Source organism: Escherichia sp. WS1450, from assembly GCF_046487395.1.
Lineage (GTDB): Bacteria > Pseudomonadota > Gammaproteobacteria > Enterobacterales > Enterobacteriaceae > Escherichia > Escherichia coli.
The window spans coordinates 58,455-77,986 of record NZ_JBJQJO010000012.1 but is presented as its reverse complement, the minus strand read 5'-3'; the positions used below and the strand labels follow the sequence as shown (position 1 = coordinate 77,986).

Annotated in this window: 17 protein-coding genes; 12 read left to right on the top strand and 5 right to left on the bottom strand. The window is 51.6% G+C overall.

Features of this window, described 5'->3' with window-relative positions:
- Positions 1-8 precede the first annotated feature (8 nt).
- The 8 genes from dhaM to ACJHYR_RS15705 all read left to right on the top strand — a co-directional run bounded on the left by dhaM (position 9) and on the right by ACJHYR_RS15705 (position 10,201).
- On the top strand, positions 9-1,427 hold the full coding sequence (dhaM, locus tag ACJHYR_RS15740; RefSeq protein ID WP_059328052.1) for a dihydroxyacetone kinase phosphoryl donor subunit DhaM: 1,419 nt from the start codon (positions 9-11) through the stop codon (positions 1,425-1,427).
- Positions 1,428-1,747: 320 nt separating this feature from the next.
- Positions 1,748-3,445: an alpha,alpha-trehalase gene (gene treA, locus ACJHYR_RS15735; protein ID WP_042028513.1), complete on the top strand. Its 1,698-nt coding sequence runs from the start codon at positions 1,748-1,750 to the stop codon at positions 3,443-3,445.
- A 329-nt stretch (positions 3,446-3,774) separates the two neighbouring features.
- A complete protein-coding gene (locus ACJHYR_RS15730) occupies positions 3,775-4,797 on the top strand; it encodes an iron ABC transporter substrate-binding protein (RefSeq protein WP_001599731.1) in 1,023 nt (340 codons plus the stop codon).
- Complete coding sequence (locus ACJHYR_RS15725; RefSeq protein ID WP_001261254.1) at positions 4,797-5,777, top strand: FecCD family ABC transporter permease; 981 nt, start codon at positions 4,797-4,799, stop codon at positions 5,775-5,777. Before ACJHYR_RS15730 ends, ACJHYR_RS15725 begins: the two co-directional genes overlap by 1 nt.
- The gene (locus tag ACJHYR_RS15720; RefSeq protein WP_072837486.1) at positions 5,774-6,532 is read left to right on the top strand and encodes an ABC transporter ATP-binding protein; all 759 of its coding nucleotides are present in this window, start codon (positions 5,774-5,776) and stop codon (positions 6,530-6,532) included. Before ACJHYR_RS15725 ends, ACJHYR_RS15720 begins: the two co-directional genes overlap by 4 nt.
- Before the next feature lie 9 nt (positions 6,533-6,541).
- Positions 6,542-7,354: a class I SAM-dependent methyltransferase gene (locus ACJHYR_RS15715; RefSeq protein ID WP_000904003.1), complete on the top strand. Its 813-nt coding sequence runs from the start codon at positions 6,542-6,544 to the stop codon at positions 7,352-7,354.
- The gene (modD, locus tag ACJHYR_RS15710) at positions 7,351-8,205 is read left to right on the top strand and encodes a ModD protein (protein WP_059328055.1); all 855 of its coding nucleotides are present in this window, start codon (positions 7,351-7,353) and stop codon (positions 8,203-8,205) included. Before ACJHYR_RS15715 ends, modD begins: the two co-directional genes overlap by 4 nt.
- Positions 8,206-8,230: 25 nt before the next feature.
- Positions 8,231-10,201: a TonB-dependent receptor plug domain-containing protein gene (locus ACJHYR_RS15705; RefSeq protein ID WP_059328056.1), complete on the top strand. Its 1,971-nt coding sequence runs from the start codon at positions 8,231-8,233 to the stop codon at positions 10,199-10,201.
- Between the two features lie 49 nt (positions 10,202-10,250).
- Here the strand turns inward: ACJHYR_RS15705 and ACJHYR_RS15700 are convergent, their stop codons facing one another.
- On the bottom strand, positions 10,251-10,505 hold the full coding sequence (locus ACJHYR_RS15700) for a GlsB/YeaQ/YmgE family stress response membrane protein (RefSeq protein WP_000511315.1): 255 nt from the start codon (positions 10,503-10,505) through the stop codon (positions 10,251-10,253).
- Between the two features lie 200 nt (positions 10,506-10,705).
- Here ACJHYR_RS15700 and ACJHYR_RS15695 point away from each other — a divergent pair, with 200 nt between their 5' ends.
- Positions 10,706-11,440 carry a flagellar brake protein gene (locus tag ACJHYR_RS15695; RefSeq protein WP_000020139.1) on the top strand — a complete coding sequence of 245 codons (735 nt, stop codon included), beginning with the start codon at positions 10,706-10,708 and terminating at the stop codon, positions 11,438-11,440.
- Between the two features lies 1 nt (position 11,441).
- On the opposite strand, the gene emtA is transcribed toward ACJHYR_RS15695, so the two are convergent.
- Positions 11,442-12,053, bottom strand: coding sequence for a membrane-bound lytic murein transglycosylase EmtA (emtA, locus tag ACJHYR_RS15690; protein WP_001295616.1), 612 nt, complete (start codon positions 12,051-12,053; stop codon positions 11,442-11,444).
- Between the two features lie 99 nt (positions 12,054-12,152).
- Here emtA and ldcA point away from each other — a divergent pair, with 99 nt between their 5' ends.
- A complete protein-coding gene (gene ldcA, locus ACJHYR_RS15685) occupies positions 12,153-13,067 on the top strand; it encodes a muramoyltetrapeptide carboxypeptidase (RefSeq protein ID WP_000051588.1) in 915 nt (304 codons plus the stop codon).
- 94 nt (positions 13,068-13,161) lie between these two features.
- Positions 13,162-14,898: a potassium/proton antiporter gene (locus ACJHYR_RS15680; RefSeq protein WP_000340206.1), complete on the top strand. Its 1,737-nt coding sequence runs from the start codon at positions 13,162-13,164 to the stop codon at positions 14,896-14,898.
- Between the two features lie 101 nt (positions 14,899-14,999).
- On the opposite strand, the gene ACJHYR_RS15675 is transcribed toward ACJHYR_RS15680, so the two are convergent.
- A complete protein-coding gene (locus ACJHYR_RS15675; RefSeq protein WP_165843667.1) occupies positions 15,000-15,152 on the bottom strand; it encodes a hypothetical protein in 153 nt (50 codons plus the stop codon).
- A gap of 394 nt (positions 15,153-15,546) precedes the next feature.
- Between ACJHYR_RS15675 and ACJHYR_RS15670 the strand changes: the two genes are divergently transcribed.
- On the top strand, positions 15,547-16,974 hold the full coding sequence (locus ACJHYR_RS15670; RefSeq protein ID WP_059328057.1) for a hypothetical protein: 1,428 nt from the start codon (positions 15,547-15,549) through the stop codon (positions 16,972-16,974).
- Positions 16,975-17,141: 167 nt separating this feature from the next.
- Here the strand turns inward: ACJHYR_RS15670 and dadX are convergent, their stop codons facing one another.
- On the bottom strand, positions 17,142-18,212 hold the full coding sequence (dadX, locus tag ACJHYR_RS15665; protein ID WP_059328058.1) for a catabolic alanine racemase DadX: 1,071 nt from the start codon (positions 18,210-18,212) through the stop codon (positions 17,142-17,144).
- Between the two features lie 9 nt (positions 18,213-18,221).
- Complete coding sequence (gene dadA, locus ACJHYR_RS15660; RefSeq protein WP_001266908.1) at positions 18,222-19,520, bottom strand: D-amino acid dehydrogenase; 1,299 nt, start codon at positions 19,518-19,520, stop codon at positions 18,222-18,224.
- Positions 19,521-19,532: the final 12 nt, after the last annotated feature.

The window sequence follows — 19,532 nt, the reverse complement described above, 5'->3', positions numbered from 1 at the left end:
AATTGGTGATGGTAAACCTGGTCATAGTTTCACATAGCAGCCGACTGGGAGAAGGTGTCGGTGAATTAGCCCGTCAGATGTTAATGAGTGATAGTTGTAAAATCGCCATTGCCGCGGGAATTGACGATCCACAAAATCCCATTGGTACCGATGCCGTCAAAGTGATGGAGGCCATCGAATCTGTTGCTGATGCCGACCATGTGCTGGTCATGATGGATATGGGTAGCGCATTATTGAGTGCTGAAACTGCGCTGGAATTGCTGGCTCCCGAGATCTCCGCAAAAGTACGTTTGTGTGCTGCGCCGTTGGTCGAAGGTACACTGGCAGCAACGGTTAGCGCGGCCTCGGGGGCGGAGATCGACAAAGTTATCTTTGACGCCATGCATGCGCTGGAAGCCAAACGTGAACAACTGGGTTTACCGTCCTCCAACACTGAAATCTCTGACACATGTCCTCCGTACGATGAAGAAGCCCGTTCTCTGGCGGTGCTCATAAAAAACCGTAACGGCCTGCATGTACGTCCGGCCTCCCGGCTGGTTTATACCTTATCGACATTTAATGCCGATATGTTGCTGGAGAAAAACGGCAAATGCGTCACACCGGAGAGTATTAACCAGATTGCGTTACTACAAGTTCGCTATAACGATACGCTGCGCCTGATTGCGAAAGGGCCAGAAGCTGAAGAGGCACTGATCGCTTTCCGTCAGCTGGCTGAAGATAACTTTGGTGAAACGGAGGAAGTTGCTCCACCTATTCTGCGTCCCGTTCCGCCTGTTTCGGGTAAAGCCTTTTATTATCAACCGGTTTTATGTACGGTACAGGCAAAATCAACCCTGACCGTGGATGAAGAACAAGAACGATTACGCCAGGCCATTGACTTCACGTTATTAGATCTGATGACGTTAACAGCGAAAGCAGAAGCCAGCGGGCTTGACGATATTGCCTCAATCTTTTCTGGTCACCATACACTGTTAGATGATCCGGAACTGCTGGCGGCGGCAAGCGAACTCCTTCAGCATGAACATTGCACGGCAGAATATGCCTGGCAGCAAGTTCTTAAAGAACTTAGCCAGCAATACCAGCAACTGGATGATGAATATCTACAAGCTCGCTATATTGATGTGGACGATCTTCTGCATCGCACCCTGGTCCACCTGACCCAAACGAAAGAAGAACTCCCGCAGTTTAACTCGCCAACTATTCTACTGGCGGAGAACATCTATCCCTCCACAATACTGCAACTGGATCCGGCGGTTGTAAAAGGTATCTGCCTTAGCGCCGGAAGTCCGCTATCCCACAGCGCCCTGATCGCCCGTGAACTGGGGATTGGCTGGATTTGCCAGCAGGGTGAGAAACTGTATGCGATACAACCAGAAGAAACGCTAACGCTGGACGTTAAAACGCAACGTTTCAGCCGTCAGGGTTAAACCACCGTTCGGATGGCATCGTTCTGATGCCATCCGGCTATTTACTCTGCACGGATGATTTTTAACTACCTGTTATATTTTTCACCAAATCATGATGATTTTTTCTGCGCTAATCGCGAACCCAACGCCGCTGGCTGGCTAACAAACAGACGTTATTTGATCACTCTATTTCGCCGTTATTTATCCCTTTAATTCCCTTTTCTAAAATGCCTGACCGTTCGCAGAATGAGATTTCGATCATGCAGCTAGTGCGATCCTGAACTAAGGTTTTCTGATACTTGAACACCGTTTTATTCGGTTTCGCCAAAGGAGAATGATTGATGAAATCCCCCGCACCTTCTCGCCCGCAAAAAATGGCGTTTATTCCAGCCTGCATCTTTTTGTGTTTCGCTGCGCTATCGGTGCAGGCAGAAGAAACACCGGTAACGCCACAGCCGCCTGATATTTTATTAGGGCCGCTGTTTAATGATGTGCAAAACGCCAAACTTTTTCCGGACCAAAAAACCTTTGCCGATGCCGTGCCGAACAGCGATCCGCTGATGATCCTTGCTGATTATCGGATGCAGCAAAACCAGAGCGGATTTGATCTGCGCCATTTCGTTAACGTCAATTTCACCCTGCCGAAAGAGGGCGAGAAATATGTTCCGCCAGAGGGGCAATCACTACGCGAACATATTGACGGACTTTGGCCGGTATTAACGCGTTCTACCGAAAATACCGAAAAATGGGATTCTCTGTTACCGCTGCCGGAACCTTATGTCGTGCCGGGCGGACGTTTTCGCGAGGTATATTACTGGGACAGTTACTTCACCATGTTAGGGCTTGCCGAAAGCGGTCACTGGGATAAAGTCGCGGATATGGTGGCCAATTTTGCTCATGAAATAGACACTTACGGGCATATTCCCAACGGCAACCGCAGTTACTATTTAAGTCGCTCGCAGCCGCCCTTCTTTGCCCTGATGGTAGAGTTACTGGCGCAGCATGAAGGCGATGCCGCGTTGAAGCAATACCTGCCGCAAATGCAAAAAGAATATGCTTACTGGATGGACGGTGTTGAAAACCTGCAAGCCGGACAACAGGAAAAACGCGTTGTAAAACTTCAGGATGGTACCCTTCTCAACCGCTACTGGGACGATCGCGATACGCCACGACCAGAGTCATGGGTGGAAGATATTGCCACCGCCAAAAGCAATCCGAATCGACCTGCCACTGAAATTTACCGCGACCTGCGCTCTGCCGCTGCGTCTGGCTGGGATTTCAGCTCGCGCTGGATGGACAACCCGCAACAGTTAAATACCTTACGCACCACCAGCATCGTACCGGTCGATCTGAACAGCCTGATATTTAAAATGGAAAAAATCCTCGCCCGCGCCAGCAAAGCTGCCGGAGATAACGCGATGGCAAACCAGTACGAAACGCTGGCGAATGCCCGTCAAAAAGGGATCGAAAAATACCTGTGGAACGATCAACAAGGCTGGTATGCCGATTACGACCTGAAAAGTCATAAAGTGCGCAATCAGTTAACCGCTGCCGCCCTGTTCCCGCTATACGTCAATGCGGCAGCGAAAGATCGCGCCAACAAAATGGCGACGGCGACGAAAACACATCTGCTGCAACCAGGCGGGCTGAACACCACGTCGGTGAAAAGTGGGCAACAATGGGATGCACCAAACGGCTGGGCACCGTTGCAGTGGGTCGCGACAGAAGGATTACAAAACTACGGGCAAAAAGAGGTGGCTATGGACATTAGCTGGCACTTCCTGACCAATGTTCAGCACACCTATGACCGGGAGAAAAAGCTGGTGGAAAAATATGATGTCAGCACCACCGGAACAGGGGGCGGCGGTGGCGAATATCCATTACAGGATGGCTTTGGCTGGACCAATGGCGTGACGCTGAAAATGCTGGATTTGATCTGCCCGAAAGAGCAACCGTGTGACAATGTTCCGGCGACGCGTCCACTCAGTGAATCAACAACACAGCCGGTAAAACAAAATGAGGCGGAACCTACGCCTTAACTTTACTGTATATCGAGCAATGCCATTACGTGCATAAAATTGGCATTGCTCTTTCTTCACCACGAAATACCACTCTTTCTACGGTCTATGTCTTTATTTTCTTTCATCAGAGAAGATTTTAATTTTATTTTATCAACTTGTTAATCATTACACCTCTATTTATATTTTCCCCCACTCCCCATTCTTCCTGACAATTTTCTTGTGGAACAAAGTGTTATTTAAGCAACAAGCAAATCATTCTGTCTCTTTAGACAAATTTTGACATCAAACATGATTTTTTTCGATATATATGTAAATATATAGCGGTTTTAATTATCAGGATATAACTTATGTCACTAACCAGACGGAGGTTTACACAGATTCTTGCGTCGACGTTGTTCCTGCATCATCTGCCTTCTTTTGCACAATCAGTCAAATTCTGGGCCTCACTGACGCTTCCCGAAGCCCAAAACATTACACGCATCGTCAGCGCAGGTGCGCCCGCCGATTTGCTATTGCTGGCTGTCGCGCCAGAAAAAATGGTCGGTTTTTCCTCTTTTGATTTTGCCCGTCAGGCATTAATTCCATTGCCAGAGCACATTCGCCAGTTACCCAGGCTGGGACGACTCGCCGGGCGCGCCAGCACACTCTCGCTGGAAGGGCTTATGGCGTTACATCCCGATTTGGTCGTTGATTGCGGCAATACGGATGAAACCTGGATCTCCCAGGCACGGCAGGTTAGCGAACAGACACAAATACCCTGGTTATTGCTTAACGGGAAACTGGCGCAATCAGCAGAACAGTTAACAACGCTTGGCAAAACGTTAGGCGAAGAGCACCGCGCCGCAGAACAAGCCAATCTCGCCAGCCGCTTCGTTGGTGAAGCTCAGGCATTCGCCACCTCACCCGCCGCTAACCTCAGCTTTTATGCTGCGCGCGGTCCTCGAGGGCTGGAAACGGGCTTACAGGGTTCGTTGCATACCGAGGCGGCGGAATTATTAGGTTTGCACAACGTCGCGCAAATAGCCGATCGCCACGGTCTGACACAGGTTTCCATGGAAAATCTCCTGCGCTGGCAGCCGGATATTATTCTGGTTCAGGAGGCCGTTACTGCAGATTTTATTCGTCGTGATCCTCTCTGGCAGGGCGTGAAAGCGGTTGCGGAACAACGCATCTTATTTTTAAGTGGCCTGCCCTTTGGCTGGCTGGATGCCCCGCCGGGAATCAACCGTCTTCTGGGATTACGCAGACTTCACGCCTGGCTGGATCCCGCCATCAATCGCCAGTTTAAAAGTGACATGCAGCATTACGCCCAACTGTTCTGGCATTGCCCATTAAGTGACGCCGACTATCAAAAATTGGTGGCGAGCTAATGAGAACCGTAAACGGATGTATTTTGCTGCTGGCAGCTATCAGTATCACTTTTGCCGCCGTAAGTGGGGCTTATCATCTCGATATACAGCAACTGCTGGCGCTCATTCTTCGTCAAGAAAATGTTCCTGTGCAGGAACAAATTGTCTTCTGGCAAATCCGCGTACCGCGTATTCTTGCTGCGCTGTTTCTGGGCGCGGCGCTGGCAGGGGCCGGAACCACCTATCAGGGAATGTTCCGTAATCCCTTAGTGTCACCGGATATTTTAGGCGTCTCCGCCGGTGCCGGACTTGGTGCCTGCGCGGCAATCCTGTGGGGATTATCCATTGTTTACATCCAGCTGTACGCATTTTGCGGCGGGCTGATGGTGGTCGCGGGCGTCTGGTTGATTACGCGTCGGGTGACCCGCCACGATCCGATCTTAACCCTGGTGCTGGTTGGCATTGCGTTAGGAACGTTGTGCGGAGCGGGGATATCGCTAATAAAAACGCTGGCCGATCCTTACACCCAGTTACCGTCAATTACCTTCTGGTTGCTGGGGGGGCTGTCCACCGTGACCTTACGCGATCTCTGCTATGCTGCACCGATCATTCTCATAGGCTCCTTGCCCCTGTTTTTTCTCCGCTGGCGCATGAATTTACTCACGCTTTCCGACGACGAAGCCCGTTCGCTGGGACTGAACGTGACACGTCTGCGCTTTGGATTAATTGTCTGCGCCACACTAATCACCGCCAGCACGGTAGCAATAGCGGGCATAATTGGTTGGGTCGGCCTGGTCGTTCCGCACATTGCCCGCTTGTTGACCGGTCATAACCATCAGCAGCTGTTGCCCATGGCAATGTGTACTGGCGCGATTCTGCTCCTGCTTACCGATACGCTGGCACGCAGCATTGGAACAACAGAAATCCCACTTGGCATTCTGACCGCTTTTGTTGGTGCACCGTTTTTCCTGTTTTTGTTGTTACGCGGAGGTCGCCAGTGACTTTGCTTGCCGTCCGTCATGCGTCTCTGGGTTACTCCCGCCATCCGGTGCTACGCGACGTGTCCTTCACCCTGTCGCAAGGAACAATTTGTTGTCTGTTAGGAGCCAATGGTTGCGGCAAAACCACACTCATGCGCTCCATTCTTGGCGTTATACCGTTATTAAAAGGCGAGATCTTACTGGATAGCCTCCCTGTGCAGACACACAGCCATCGCCAGCGCGCGCAGGCTATTGCCTGGGTGCCGCAGGCGCACGACGGCATTTTTGCTTTTAGTGTGCTGGATATGGTGTTGATGGGCCTGGCCCCCACCATAGGCGCTTTTTCCGTTCCCGGTAAGCAAGAACGCCTGAAAGCAACGGAGCAACTGGAAAAGCTGGGCATTTTGCATCTGGCGACACGACGCTGGAATACACTTAGCGGCGGTGAACGTCAGCTGGCTTTAATCGCCCGTGCACTCGTCCAGCAACCGCGCTTGTTATTACTGGATGAGCCTGCCTCCAGCCTCGATTTCGGTCATCAGATCCAACTACTGGACACGCTGGCGCAGCTCAAAAATAACGGCATGACAATGCTAATGTCGACTCATCATCCGCTCCATGCCAACGCCATTGCCGACAGCATTATCCAGGTAGAGCCAGATGGACGAGTAACACAAGGCTTACCGACCGAACAGTTAACAACGAACAAACTGGCTGCCCTGTATCGGGTTTCTGCCGACCAGATTCATCATCACCTCTCTGCAATTAGCCACTAAGGAACAATCATGCTCATTGATGATATTGATTTTGCGGACCTTTACCTGCAGCAACTCAAACTGGCCCACCGCACAGAAAAAACGCCGGATCACTGGGATCAACGGGCGGAAAAAATGGCGGAAAATTGCGCCTCGCCTACGGACAGCTACCTGCAACAACTGACCGCTAAAATTGATCTGCAAGGCGCGCAGACCTTATTCGATATGGGCTGCGGACCGGGTACCGTATCGCTGGCGCTGGCTGACAAACTCACGACGATTTATGGCGTTGATTACAGTCAGGGGATGCTGAAGGTTGCCGCCCGTCGCGCCGCCGCGCTAAAGGCAGACAATGTCCACTGGATCCAGCGCGCCTGGGAAGAGGACTGGAGTGACCTGCCACGCTGCGATATTGCCGTGGCTTCCCGCTCCACTCTGGTGGCTGATATGCGCCAGGCAATGAGCAAACTGAATAATCAGGCACGGCTTCGCGTCTATACGACTCATCTGGTCAGCACCTCGTTCGTCTCTCCAGCCATTCAGCGGGCGGCTGGTCGGGAAGTGATCGAATTACCCAACTATATCTTTGCGCTCAACGTCCTGTATCAGATGGGAATTTATGCTCACGTTGATTTTATCCGTGGACAAAATTGCCAACAGGATAACAGCACCTGGGAACGTTTTGAGCAGAACGTCAGCTGGAGTCTGGGCGCGCTTAACGACGATGAGCGTGAGCGGTTATATCGCTGGTATCAACAACAAGATGCTCGTGCCCTCGCCCCTGCCAGCCGCGACTGGGCGCTCATCTGGTGGGATAGCGTACCGCAAGAGGCACTGCGATGATTTTCCTTTCTCAGGCACAAATCGATGCGTTACTTCTGGAAGATATCCAGGGCGGTGACCTGACCACGCGAGCATTAAATATTGGATACCAGCATGGCTATATAGAGTTTTTTCACCGTCAGGGCGGCTGCGTCAGCGGAATTTCTGTCGTGTGTAAGATGTTAACTACGCTGGGATTAACTATTGATGACGCGGTCAGCGACGGTTCACAAGCGAACGCGGGTCAGCGGCTAATCCGTGCGCAGGGTAATGCCGCAGCACTTCATCAGGGATGGAAGGCAGTCCAGAATGTGCTGGAGTGGAGTTGCGGTGTTTCTGATTATCTCGCTCAAATGCTGGCGTTACTTCGTGAACGTTACCCTGATGGCAATATCGCCTGCACCCGAAAAGCAATTCCGGGCACCCGCTTACTGGCCTCGCAGGCAATTCTGGCTGCCGGAGGACTGATTCATCGTGCCGGATGTGCGGAAACCATATTATTGTTTGCCAACCACCGCCATTTTCTTCATGACAATCAGGACTGGTCAGGCGCAATCAATCAGTTACGTCGCCACGCACCCGAGAAGAAAATAGTTGTTGAAGCCGACACGCCGAAAGAGGCAATCGCCGCGTTACGCGCGCAACCAGACGTACTTCAGCTCGACAAATTTAGTCCGCAACAGGCAACTGAAATTGCGCAAATAGCACCGTCGCTGGCTCCTCACTGCACGCTGGCTCTGACCGGCGGAATTAATCTGACAACACTCAAAAATTACCTCGACTGCGGCATTCGCCTTTTTATTACCTCCGCGCCTTATTACGCGACACCAGCTGACATTAAAGTCAGTCTGCAACCCGCAGCCTCTATTTAATTCTTTGTTAAACGGAATTTATTCTATGAGACTCAAAAAACGTTATCTCTGCACAGCATTATCACTTGCCTTTACCCAGCAGGCCGTAGCGGCTCAGGAGAGTGACACGCTGACCGTATGGTCCAGTCCGGTATCATCGACGACGACCACCGTTCTCGATCAACCCACCATGAAGGCCCTGGATAAACAGAATGTCGCTCAGGCATTAAGTGTCGTCCCCGGCGTGGTGCTGCAAAAGTCAGGTAGCCGCAACGAAGAACAGGTCAAAGTTCGTGGCTTTGATAGTCGTCAGGTGCCGGTCTATTTCGACGGTGTGCCCATTTATGTTCCCTATGACGGCAACCTCGATCTGGCGCGGATTCTGACCAACAATTTGGGGGCAGTCGAAGTTTCCAAAGGGTATTCGTCGCTGCTTCAGGGGCCTAATCAGATGGGCGGAGCCATTAATATCACCACCCAGAAGCCAACAAAACCTCTGGAAGCAAATCTGGGATATCGCCAGGGATGGAGCCGTAGCCAGGACAATGCCTACGATATGCATGCTTCATTTGCCGCCAGCAGCGATCTGGGGTATTTGCAAGTCAGCGGTAGCCAGCTAAAGCAGGATTTTCTCGGCCTGCCGCATGGTGTAAATAATGATATTGCAGGCAAACACGGCAAGATGATTAATTCATCGGCTGATGATAAACGCGGCATTGTGAAGCTCGGTTTTACACCACGCGAAAACGATGAATACACATTGACTTACATTAAGCAGGATGGTGAAAAAGATAACCCGCCATACAGTGGAAATAGTGGTCAAAAATCACGCTACTGGCAGTGGCCAGAGTATGACAAAGAAAGTTTTTATTATCAGGGAACGACCCAACTAAACGATCGTTTTACCCTGAAAAGTCGGCTATATCGCGACACCTTTGAAAATACGCTGATGATGTACAACTCGCTGGCTGATTTGAAAAATAAAAAAGGCAGCTACAGCCATTATTCCGATTACAGCGACGGTGCCGGGTTACAACTGGCAGCCGATGTGCGTGAAAACGATCTGCTGTCGTTTGCCGTTAACTGGAAAGATGACGTACACCGGGAAAAAGGTGCGCCGCACGCCGCTTACGATCGCTATGAAGATCGTACCTGGTCGCTCGCCAGTGAATATCAATGGGCTGCTGCCGATAATGTCGATGTCGTGGCTGGAATCAGCTATGACTGGCGCGATAGCGTAGAAGCGAAAAAACATGAGAAAGATGGAAGCATCACCCATTATGACGACAACAATCAGTCAGCTTTTAACTGGCAGGTGATGGGGAAATACCACTTTGCCAATGAAGACACGCTGGCGCTTTCGTACTATGACCGCACACGCTTTCCGACGCTGAAAGAACGCTATACCACGTCCAAACCTGCGTATAACCAGATAGCGATTGTTAACCCGCAGCTCAAACCGGAACGCGCGCGCGGGGTGGATTTAACCTGGAATGGTGCCTTCACGCACGACTGGGGGTTTGAGGTCAGCGTTTACTATAACCGGGTGAGTGATGCCATCCTCTCGCACAATATCGATGCCGATACCATTCAAAATCAGAACAGCGGCACGGTGGATTACAGCGGTCTGGATGCCGGTATTAAGGGGAAAATCAGCAATATACTGGATGTAGGATTGAGCTACGCCCTGATCCACGCTGATGCCAAACGCAAAGACATCGGCAAGATAACCGATCTGCCAACGCAGACAATGACCGCATGGATGACTCTCAAACCGTGGGAGCCGTTAAGCGTAACGCTGTCGGAAGAGGCGCGTTCCTCCAGCTACAGCAACAGTAACGGTTCACAAAAAGCCGCCGGTTTTGCGGTGACCCACATTCGAGCCGATTACACCTTAGGTCATGGCTTCAGCGTCAATGCGTCGGTCAATAACCTGTTTGATACCCAATATGCCTACAGTGAAGGGTTTATTGAAGAAGGTCGCAATTTCTGGGCAGGTATCGAGTATACGTTCTGATGTGAAAGCGGATAGCGGCATCTGTATCGCTATCCGCCTTATGAAAATCTTATTCTCTTCGCAGAAGGCGGAATACGCCCAGCACCAGGATAGCGCCCACCACCGCCACCAGGAAGCTGTGCAGATTAAAACCACTGATGGAGCCGCCAATGCCAAACATGGTCGCCAGCCAGCCGCCGACCACCGCACCGACTATCCCGAGAATACAGGTCAGGAAAAATCCACCACCATCACGCCCCGGCATGATTAGCTTGGCGATAATGCCGGCTATCAGGCCAAAAATAATCCAGGCAATAATTCCCATGTTCAGGCCCTCGTTTCGATGAATCGGACGCAAGAAATGCTTACGTCAACGCTCTAAGTATAGGCAAGGGCGGAATCGATGCTGGGCGTATGTCGGCTGATTTAAGAACAACATGTAAAAAATATTCACGCATTTGTATTAAGTTTTGTTAACTGTGACCGATAAACCAAAGACAGTTTGTCAGTCAGGAGTTTTTCCGCGTGAGTCATTACCATGAGCAGTTCCTGAAACAAAATCCGTTAGCCGTCCTGGGCGTGTTACGCGATTTGCACAAAGCCGCAATTCCTTTGCGTATCAGTTGGAATGGCGGGCAGCTGATCAGCAAAATACTGGCAATAACCCCGGATAAACTGGTGCTGGATTTCGGCAGCCAGGCCGAAGATAACAACGCTGTGTTAAAGGCGCAGCACATTACCATTACCGCCGAAACCCAGGGCGCGAAAGTCGAATTTACTGTTGAACAACTACAGCAGAGTGAATACTTGCAGCTTCCGGCATTTATTACCGTACCGCCTCCCACCTTGTGGTTTGTACAACGACGCCGATATTTCCGCATCTCCGCCCCACTCCATCCGCCTTATTTTTGCCAGACCAAACTGGCGGATAACAGTACGTTACGTTTCCGCCTGTATGATTTGTCTTTAGGCGGCATGGGCGCATTACTGGAAACAGCAAAGCCTGCCGGATTGCACGAAGGCATGCGCTTCGCTCAGATTGAAGTCAACATGGGGCAATGGGGTGTTTTTCACTTTGACGCCCAGTTAATCTCAATCAGCGAGCGCAAAGTGATTGATGGCAAGAATGAAACCATCACCACTCCCCGTCTGAGCTTCCGTTTTCTTAACGTCAGCCCGACGGTGGAGCGGCAATTACAGCGGATTATTTTCTCTCTCGAGCGGGAAGCCCGGGAGAAAGCGGACAAAGTGCGCGACTGATTTACATCGCGTCCAGTGCCTGCTCAAGTTTGTAGATATAGCGCGGAGCCTGCGGCGCAGGATGATTTCGCGCTACGTGATCGAGGAACTCGTCAGCATCCAGATCGTTGATTTTGCTGATCGCCTTTTTCCGATCTGACGAGAAAGTCCGTAGCAGCGCACCTGCCCCGTTAGCATATGACACCACCAGCGCATATTGCAGTACCTTCGGATCTTCAATGCCTGCCAGCGGGCCGGTTTCCAGAATATTCAGGTAAGCCGCCCCCATTGAAATATTACGCTCCGGATTTTTCAGCTCGCTGGTCGTCGGCTCACCACTCCAGCCCATACGGCGATAAACATCACGTCCGGAGGTTGAGGCTTTTAACTGCATCAAACCAATGGCATTCGATTTACTCACCGCGTTCGGATTACCACCCGATTCGATAGCGATAATCGCCGTGATCAATTGTGGATCGACGCCCCAGGCTGCACCGGCTTTCTGGCTTATTGGCATCCACTGCATCGCACGTTGCACCGGAACTTTCGCGTTCCACGGCGGGTTCGTGTAGTCATGCTTTGATGAACAACCCGCTAATAACACAATCAAAAAGGCAAACCATCTTAATTTCACTTCTTCTATCCTTATAGCCTGGAATCGCCGTTGAGGTGACAACGGCACACCTAAGCGGCATGATATACATTTCGTTTCTGTTGTCAGCAAGGAATTGCCATGTCTCTGTTTCACTTAATTGCCCCATCGGGTTACTGCATAAAACAACACGATGCGCTGCGTGGTATCCAGCGCCTTACCGACGCGGGGCATCAGGTCAATAACGTCGAGGTTATTGCCCGTCGTTGTGAGCGTTTTGCGGGTACGGAAACGGAGCGTCTGGAAGATCTCAATTCCCTTGCCAGACTGACCACCCCCAACACCATCGTGCTGGCTGTACGCGGCGGTTACGGTGCCAGTCGTTTACTGGCAGATATTGACTGGCAGGCACTGGTGGCTCGCCAACAACATGACCCGTTGCTCATTTGCGGACATAGCGATTTTACCGCCATTCAGTGCGGTCTTCTGGCGCATGGCAATGTCATCACCTTTAGCGGCCCCATGCTGGTAGCAAACTTTGGCGCGGATGAACTGAACGCCTTTACCGAGCACCATTTCTGGCTGGCGTTACGCAATGAAACCTTCACCATTGAATGGCAAGGGGAAGGCCCGACATGTCAGACCGAAGGCACGTTGTGGGGAGGCAATCTTGCGATGCTAATTTCACTGATCGGTACACCGTGGATGCCACAAATTGAGAACGGTATTCTGGTGCTGGAAGATATTAACGAGCATCCTTTCCGCGTCGAACGTATGCTGTTGCAGCTCTATCATGCTGGAATTTTGCCACGTCAGAAGGCGATTATTCTCGGTAGCTTTAGCGGCAGCACGCCCAATGATTATGACGCAGGTTACAACCTGGAGTCAGTGTACGCGTTTTTGCGTTCCCGCCTGTCGATTCCACTCATTACCGGCCTCGATTTTGGTCATGAACAACGCACGGTTACGCTGCCGTTGGGCGCACATGCCATTCTTACTAACACCCGGGAAGGCACTCAGTTGACGATTAGCGGTCATCCTGTTCTTAAAATGTAAAAAAATCACGCTTCAGGGCTAAGTAAAACGCTGTCTCTGCCGCTAATATGGTAGGGTTTATATAAGAGACAGCGTAATCAGGAGTAACCGACCGTTGGATGCCACAACAATAATTAGCCTTTTCATCTTAGGATCCATCCTTGTCACCAGCAGTATATTACTTAGTTCATTTTCTTCCCGTCTTGGCATTCCTATTCTGGTTATTTTTCTGGCGATCGGCATGCTGGCAGGAGTCGATGGCGTCGGCGGTATCCCGTTTGATAATTACCCCTTCGCCTACATGGTAAGTAACCTGGCGCTGGCGATTATTTTGCTCGACGGCGGGATGCGCACTCAGGCCAGTTCCTTTCGTGTGGCGTTAGGACCGGCGCTGTCGCTGGCGACGCTGGGCGTGCTTATCACCTCTGGTTTAACCGGCATGATGGCGGCGTGGCTGTTTAATCTTGATTTGATTGAAGGCTTATTAATCGGCGCTATCGTCGGCTCCACCGATGCTGCAGCGGTCTTTTCTCTGCTGGGTGGTAAGGGGCTTAACGAACGTGTTGGCTCGACGCTGGAAATTGAATCCGGCAGTAATGATCCAATGGCGGTCTTTCTGACGATTACCCTGATTGCGATGATCCAGCAACATGAAAGCAGTGTCAGTTGGATGTTCGTAGTCGATATTCTGCAGCAATTTGGCCTCGGGATTGTCATCGGTCTTGGCGGTGGTTATTTACTGCTGCAAATGATTAATCGCATCGCCCTGCCCGCCGGATTATATCCATTGCTGGCATTAAGCGGCGGTATTTTAATTTTTGCTTTAACCACGGCGCTGGAAGGTAGCGGTATTCTGGCTGTTTATCTGTGCGGTTTTCTGCTGGGTAATCGGCCGATTCGCAACCGCTACGGCATCCTGCAAAATTTCGACGGCCTCGCCTGGCTGGCGCAAATCGCCATGTTCCTGGTGCTGGGGCTGTTGGTTAACCCAAGCGATCTGCTGCCTATTGCCATTCCGGCGCTCATTTTGTCCGCATGGATGATTTTCTTCGCCCGTCCTCTTTCGGTATTTGCCGGATTGCTACCGTTCCGTGGTTTTAATCTGCGTGAGCGCGTGTTTATCAGCTGGGTGGGATTACGCGGCGCGGTGCCAATCATCCTGGCCGTGTTCCCGATGATGGCGGGGCTGGAGAATGCGCGACTGTTCTTTAATGTCGCCTTCTTTGTGGTTCTGGTTTCACTGCTCTTGCAGGGAACATCACTCTCGTGGGCGGCGAAAAAAGCCAAAGTGGTGGTTCCGCCCGTCGGACGTCCGGTGTCACGCGTTGGTCTGGATATTCATCCGGAAAATCCGTGGGAGCAGTTTGTTTATCAGTTGAGTGCCGATAAATGGTGCGTGGGCGCGGCACTGCGCGATTTGCATATGCCAAAAGAGACGCGTATTGCGGCACTGTTTCGTGATAACCAGTTGCTTCATCCTACCGGCAGCACCCGACTGCGCGAAGGCGATGTGTTGTGTGTAATTGGTCGGGAACGCGATCTCCCGGCGCTCGGTAAACTGTTCAGCCAGTCGCCGCCGGTCGCGCTGGATCAACGCTTCTTTGGTGACTTCATTCTCGAAGCCAGCGCCAAATATGCAGATGTGGCGCTGATATATGGCCTGGAAGACGGGCGAGAATATCGTGATAAGCAACAAACGCTGGGTGAAATTGTCCAGCAGTTGTTAGGCGCGGCACCGGTTGTCGGTGACCAGGTAGAGTTTGCCGGAATGATCTGGACGGTGGCCGAGAAAGAAGATAATGAAGTGTTGAAGATTGGCGTACGGGTGGCAGAAGAGGAAGCTGAATCTTAAATTTAATACAGCATCTATCGCCGGATGCGATGCTTTGCGAACGCAGCCTGAGCCTGCATATAAACTTGTCATTTCCTGATTTTGATATGCACATTCCAACATCAGTAGAAGGTTAAATTATGGATGACAAACCATTGCAGGCTCTGGCTAATCAACTCAAAACACCGGCTCAAGAAAGTCAGCGTAATGGCTTCTTCTGACTGCAACAGGTGAAGAATAACCAGCCCCGCATTACCGGTATCCCCGTCAACCATCAGGGCCCCAGCCTGACATCGCCTGAACATATTCCCCCACGCAACCTGCCGCACTGGCGTAGCCCACACAATACGCGTTTCAGACTGCTCAGTAACTGTAGTGGCGTTTCATCCGCCTGTAGCACCGGATGCATGAGCGATTTCTTATAGTTATTCCTTTGCTTAATAACGATTATTTCCGGGTCGTTCGCTCTCGTATTTTCTTTAATACGTCAGAGCTGCCTGGGCCGTAATACAGCATGTACCAAACCCGACACGGCATTTCTGACCAAGGGAAAAAGTCAACGACGAGTCGTTATATCAGCGCAAGTGACGTCCTGTGGCACCTTTGCGGTGACCACATTCACGTCTCCGGCGCTGCCAGAGGATATTTATTTCAAGGATACGTAGCATTATGGCCAGCATTAAAGACATCCGCCCATTCGCCCCCGGCATTCCCCCATCTTCCGTTAACCCAGGCGTACGCCCACCAGGGCAGTTCTTCCTGCCGGTGGAACTCAAGAATGAAATTTTGCGGAACATGAAGTATATCGGCCCGCAAATATTTAGCTGGGGTGATGACCACCGGCAGATCATTGACCTCAGTACCGCGGGCGAAGTGAAAATACATATGGTAGACAATACCATCATCACGTTGGAGCGCCTGAATCCGAATCCGCAACATAACGAGTTCATGATGGTCGCCGAATGGTGCCAATGGGCTATGGAGCGGGATGGTTTGCAAGAAAACCTGCAAAAAAACCTGTACGAAATCCTGGAAGAAAACCAGCAAAACAAACAGTCAGAAATTCCCCAAGAAGACCTGAAAGAAAGTCTGGAAGAAATCAAGGAAAATATCCTGGAAGAAAACCTGCCAGCAAGCCGGATTGAAAACCGGGCAGAAGCATTGCGCAGAATGAAGGAATGTCTCATTACAAGACAGAGTATGCTCAATCTTAGCAACCTGGGATTGACTTCACTCCCTGAGAATTTGCCTCCACATCTGATTGAATTTTACTGCAGTAAAAACGTGTTGACCGCGTTACCGAAGGTGATGCCAAAGTGGCTGCTGGTGCTTGACTGTACAGATAACGTCTTGATCTTGTTACCGAAGGTGCAGCCCTCAAAACTGATGGTACTGAAGTGCTATGAAAACTGTATTATCTGGCTGCCTGAGCTGTCGACTAACCTGAGAGTGATTAACTGTTCTGAAAACTTCTTGCAATTTTTACCGCCGTCGATGCCCCAGTACCTGTATAAACTATCCTGTGCCGGCAACAATATTCACTCAATACCTGATGAGATGCTGGAGAACTTGACTCGCCTGAAAGTATTTGACTGTTCTAGTAACGATTTGATCTCTGCACCACGGCTGCCGCCCAAACTAATAATTTACTACTGTGGAGAAAACCAGTTTAAAACGGTACAGGTGCCACAGCCCCAGAGCCTGAAGGTGTTTGACTGTAATGGTAACCCGTGGGACAAAGATAATTTACCGACGCTGTTCAAAGCCGTCGAGGGCCTGAAAAAACAGCAGGGCCTGAAGGACCTTTTGGGCTTTTTGCACAAGGAGGGCCAGATGAAGCTGGAGAAGCTGGAGGATCTGGATGACCTTATGGATCTAGAGCACCTGGATGACCCGGTACTCCTGGAGCGCGTGAAGGTACAGGAGGACCTGGAGCTCCTGAATCAGCAGTTGGGCCTGTTGATTCTGGAAAGACAACAGGACTCGCAGCCTGTTAATCAACATTCTGAACATGAACCCGAATCTGCATCAAGGGTGAAGCGTGATTTATCTGAAGTCGAGTTCGAGTCAACAATGAAACGTAAGCGTTTTATGTAGAACGCCTGTGCGGTGAACTCAGGTTCCGGGGAAATAGTGTCCATCATTGTAATGGACACTATCATGGGAAATGGCTCTGTCACATCAACAACTACAGTTGCTGACCAGCCGGATGGATGATTTTTTCGCAACCAGAAGACGCTGCCTCCGATCCGGCTTACAACAAGTTACACTGTCACAACCGGGACACGTAACGCCAGCGCGCACATCAACTCATAGCCCACCGTTCCGGCAGCGGCGGCGACATCATCAATTTTGATCTCCTTGCCCCACAGCTCAACCGGCGTACCAATCCCCGCCTGCGGGCAAGGCGTTAAATCAACCGCCAGCATATCCATCGAGACGGTCCCCACCGTCATGGTGCGCACGCCGTCCACTAAAACAGGAGTACCGGTAGGCGCATGGCGCGGATAACCGTCGGCGTAGCCTGCGGCGACAATGCCGATTCGCTGTTCATCGCGCGCAGTATAGCGACCGCCGTAGCCCACACGCTCGCCCGCTTTTAGCGTCTGGACACCAATAATCTCGCTGCTTAGCGTCATCACCGGACGTAATCCGGTATTGGCGATATCACGCCACTGACCGGACGGCGAAGCGCCATACAAAATAATGCCAGGCCGAACCCAGTCAAAATGCGCTTCCGGGTGCCACAGAGTCGCCGCCGAATTGGACAACGAACGCCGACACTCCAGCCCTTCCGCCGCCTGCTCAATACGCGCCATCGCGCTGGAAATTCCATCAGGATGTTCCGCCTCGGCAAAATGCGACATCAGGGTCATTTCGCCAACATTCGCCATCGCCCGCAACTGCTGCCAGACGGTAAGCACGCGATCGGGCTGGAAGCCCAACCGATTCATCCCACTGTTCACTTTAAGATAAATATCCAACGGTGCTTTTAGCCGTGCATTTTGCAGTGCTTTGAGCTGCCAGTTGCTGTGTACGCAGGTGGTCAGGCGGTGCTGGTCATAAATCTCCAGATCCTGAGCATGGAAAAATCCTTCCAGCATCAGGATCGGTCCTTTCCAGCCGCGCTCACGTAACGTTATTGCCTCTTCCAGGTTAAGTAATGCAAAGCCATCGGTGGCCCCGAGCACGCTCCAGATACGCTCAATACCGTGCCCGTAAGCGTTCGCTTTTACCACCGACCAGACGCGCGCGTGCGGCGCGGCCTGGCGGACAATGGACAGATTCTGTTTTAATGCCTGCAGATCGAGGCTGGCCTGTATCGGACGGGTCATCTCGTTTCCTTAGCTGTGTGCGCCATGTAAATGGCCCGGGCGTGATGGCGTAAATCCACGGCTGTAGCGCGCTACGCTTAGATCTTCATACGGGATCGCTGGCGTACGACCAGAGAGCAGATCGCTTAACAACTGACCGGAACCGCAAGCCATCGTCCAGCCGAGCGTGCCGTGACCGGTATTCAGCCACAGATTTTTAAAGCGTGTACGCCCGACAACCGGCGTGCCGTCTGGCGTCATCGGGCGCAGACCCGTCCAGAAAGTCGCCTGCTCGACATGACCGCCGCGTGGATAGAGATCGCGAACCACCATCTCCAGCGTTTCACGACGCGGTTGCAACAGCTCGGTGTTAAAGCCAACAATTTCCGCCATTCCGCCAACACGAATGCGGTTATCGAAACGGGTAATGGCGATTTTGTAGGTTTCATCAAGGATAGTAGACACCGGTGCACCATCTTCCTGCGCAATCGGAATAGTCAGCGAGTAGCCTTTCAGCGGATACACCGGAATATCAACAATGCCTTTGAGCATCGCCGTCGAGTAAGAACCAAATGCCATCACATATGCATCGGCCTTAATCACTTCATCGCCACACTTCACGCCGTAGATTTGCTCGCCGTCGCAAAGCAGTTGGTCAACGGGCGTATTAAAGCGGAATTTAACCCCCGCCTGCTCCGCCATCCGCGCCAGATTCTGGGTAAACAGCTGGCAGTCTCCGGTTTCGTCATTGGGCAGTTGCAGACCACCCGTCAGTTTGTGCGCTACTTCTGCCAGCGCGGGCTCCACTTCCGCCAGGCGGCTGGATTCCAGCAGTTGATACGGTACGCCAGCATCTTCCAGCACGGCGATATCGCGGGTCGCATTTTCATACTGTTGTTCGGTACGGAACAGTTGCAGCGTCCCACCCTGACGCCCTTCATACTGAATATTGGTTTCGGCGCGCAATGCTTTCAGGCAATCACGGCTGTATTCCGCCAGACGAACCATCCGCCCTTTGTTTTCCATGTAGTGGCTGGTGTCGCAGTTACGTAACATTTGCCACATCCATTTCAACTGGAACTGCGTACCGTCGAGACGAACCGCCAGCGGCGCATGGCGCTGGAACATCCATTTAATCGCTTTTAAAGGCACACCTGGTGCCGCCCACGGTGCAGCATATCCGGGGGAAATTTGCCCGGCATTCGCGGCACTGGTTTCCAGGGCGGCCCCCGGCTCTCGATCAATGACGGTGACCTCATGTCCTGCCTGATTTAAGTACCAGGCGCTGGCAACGCCTACCACACCACTTCCCAGTATGACAACTCGCATAGCCACTCCGAT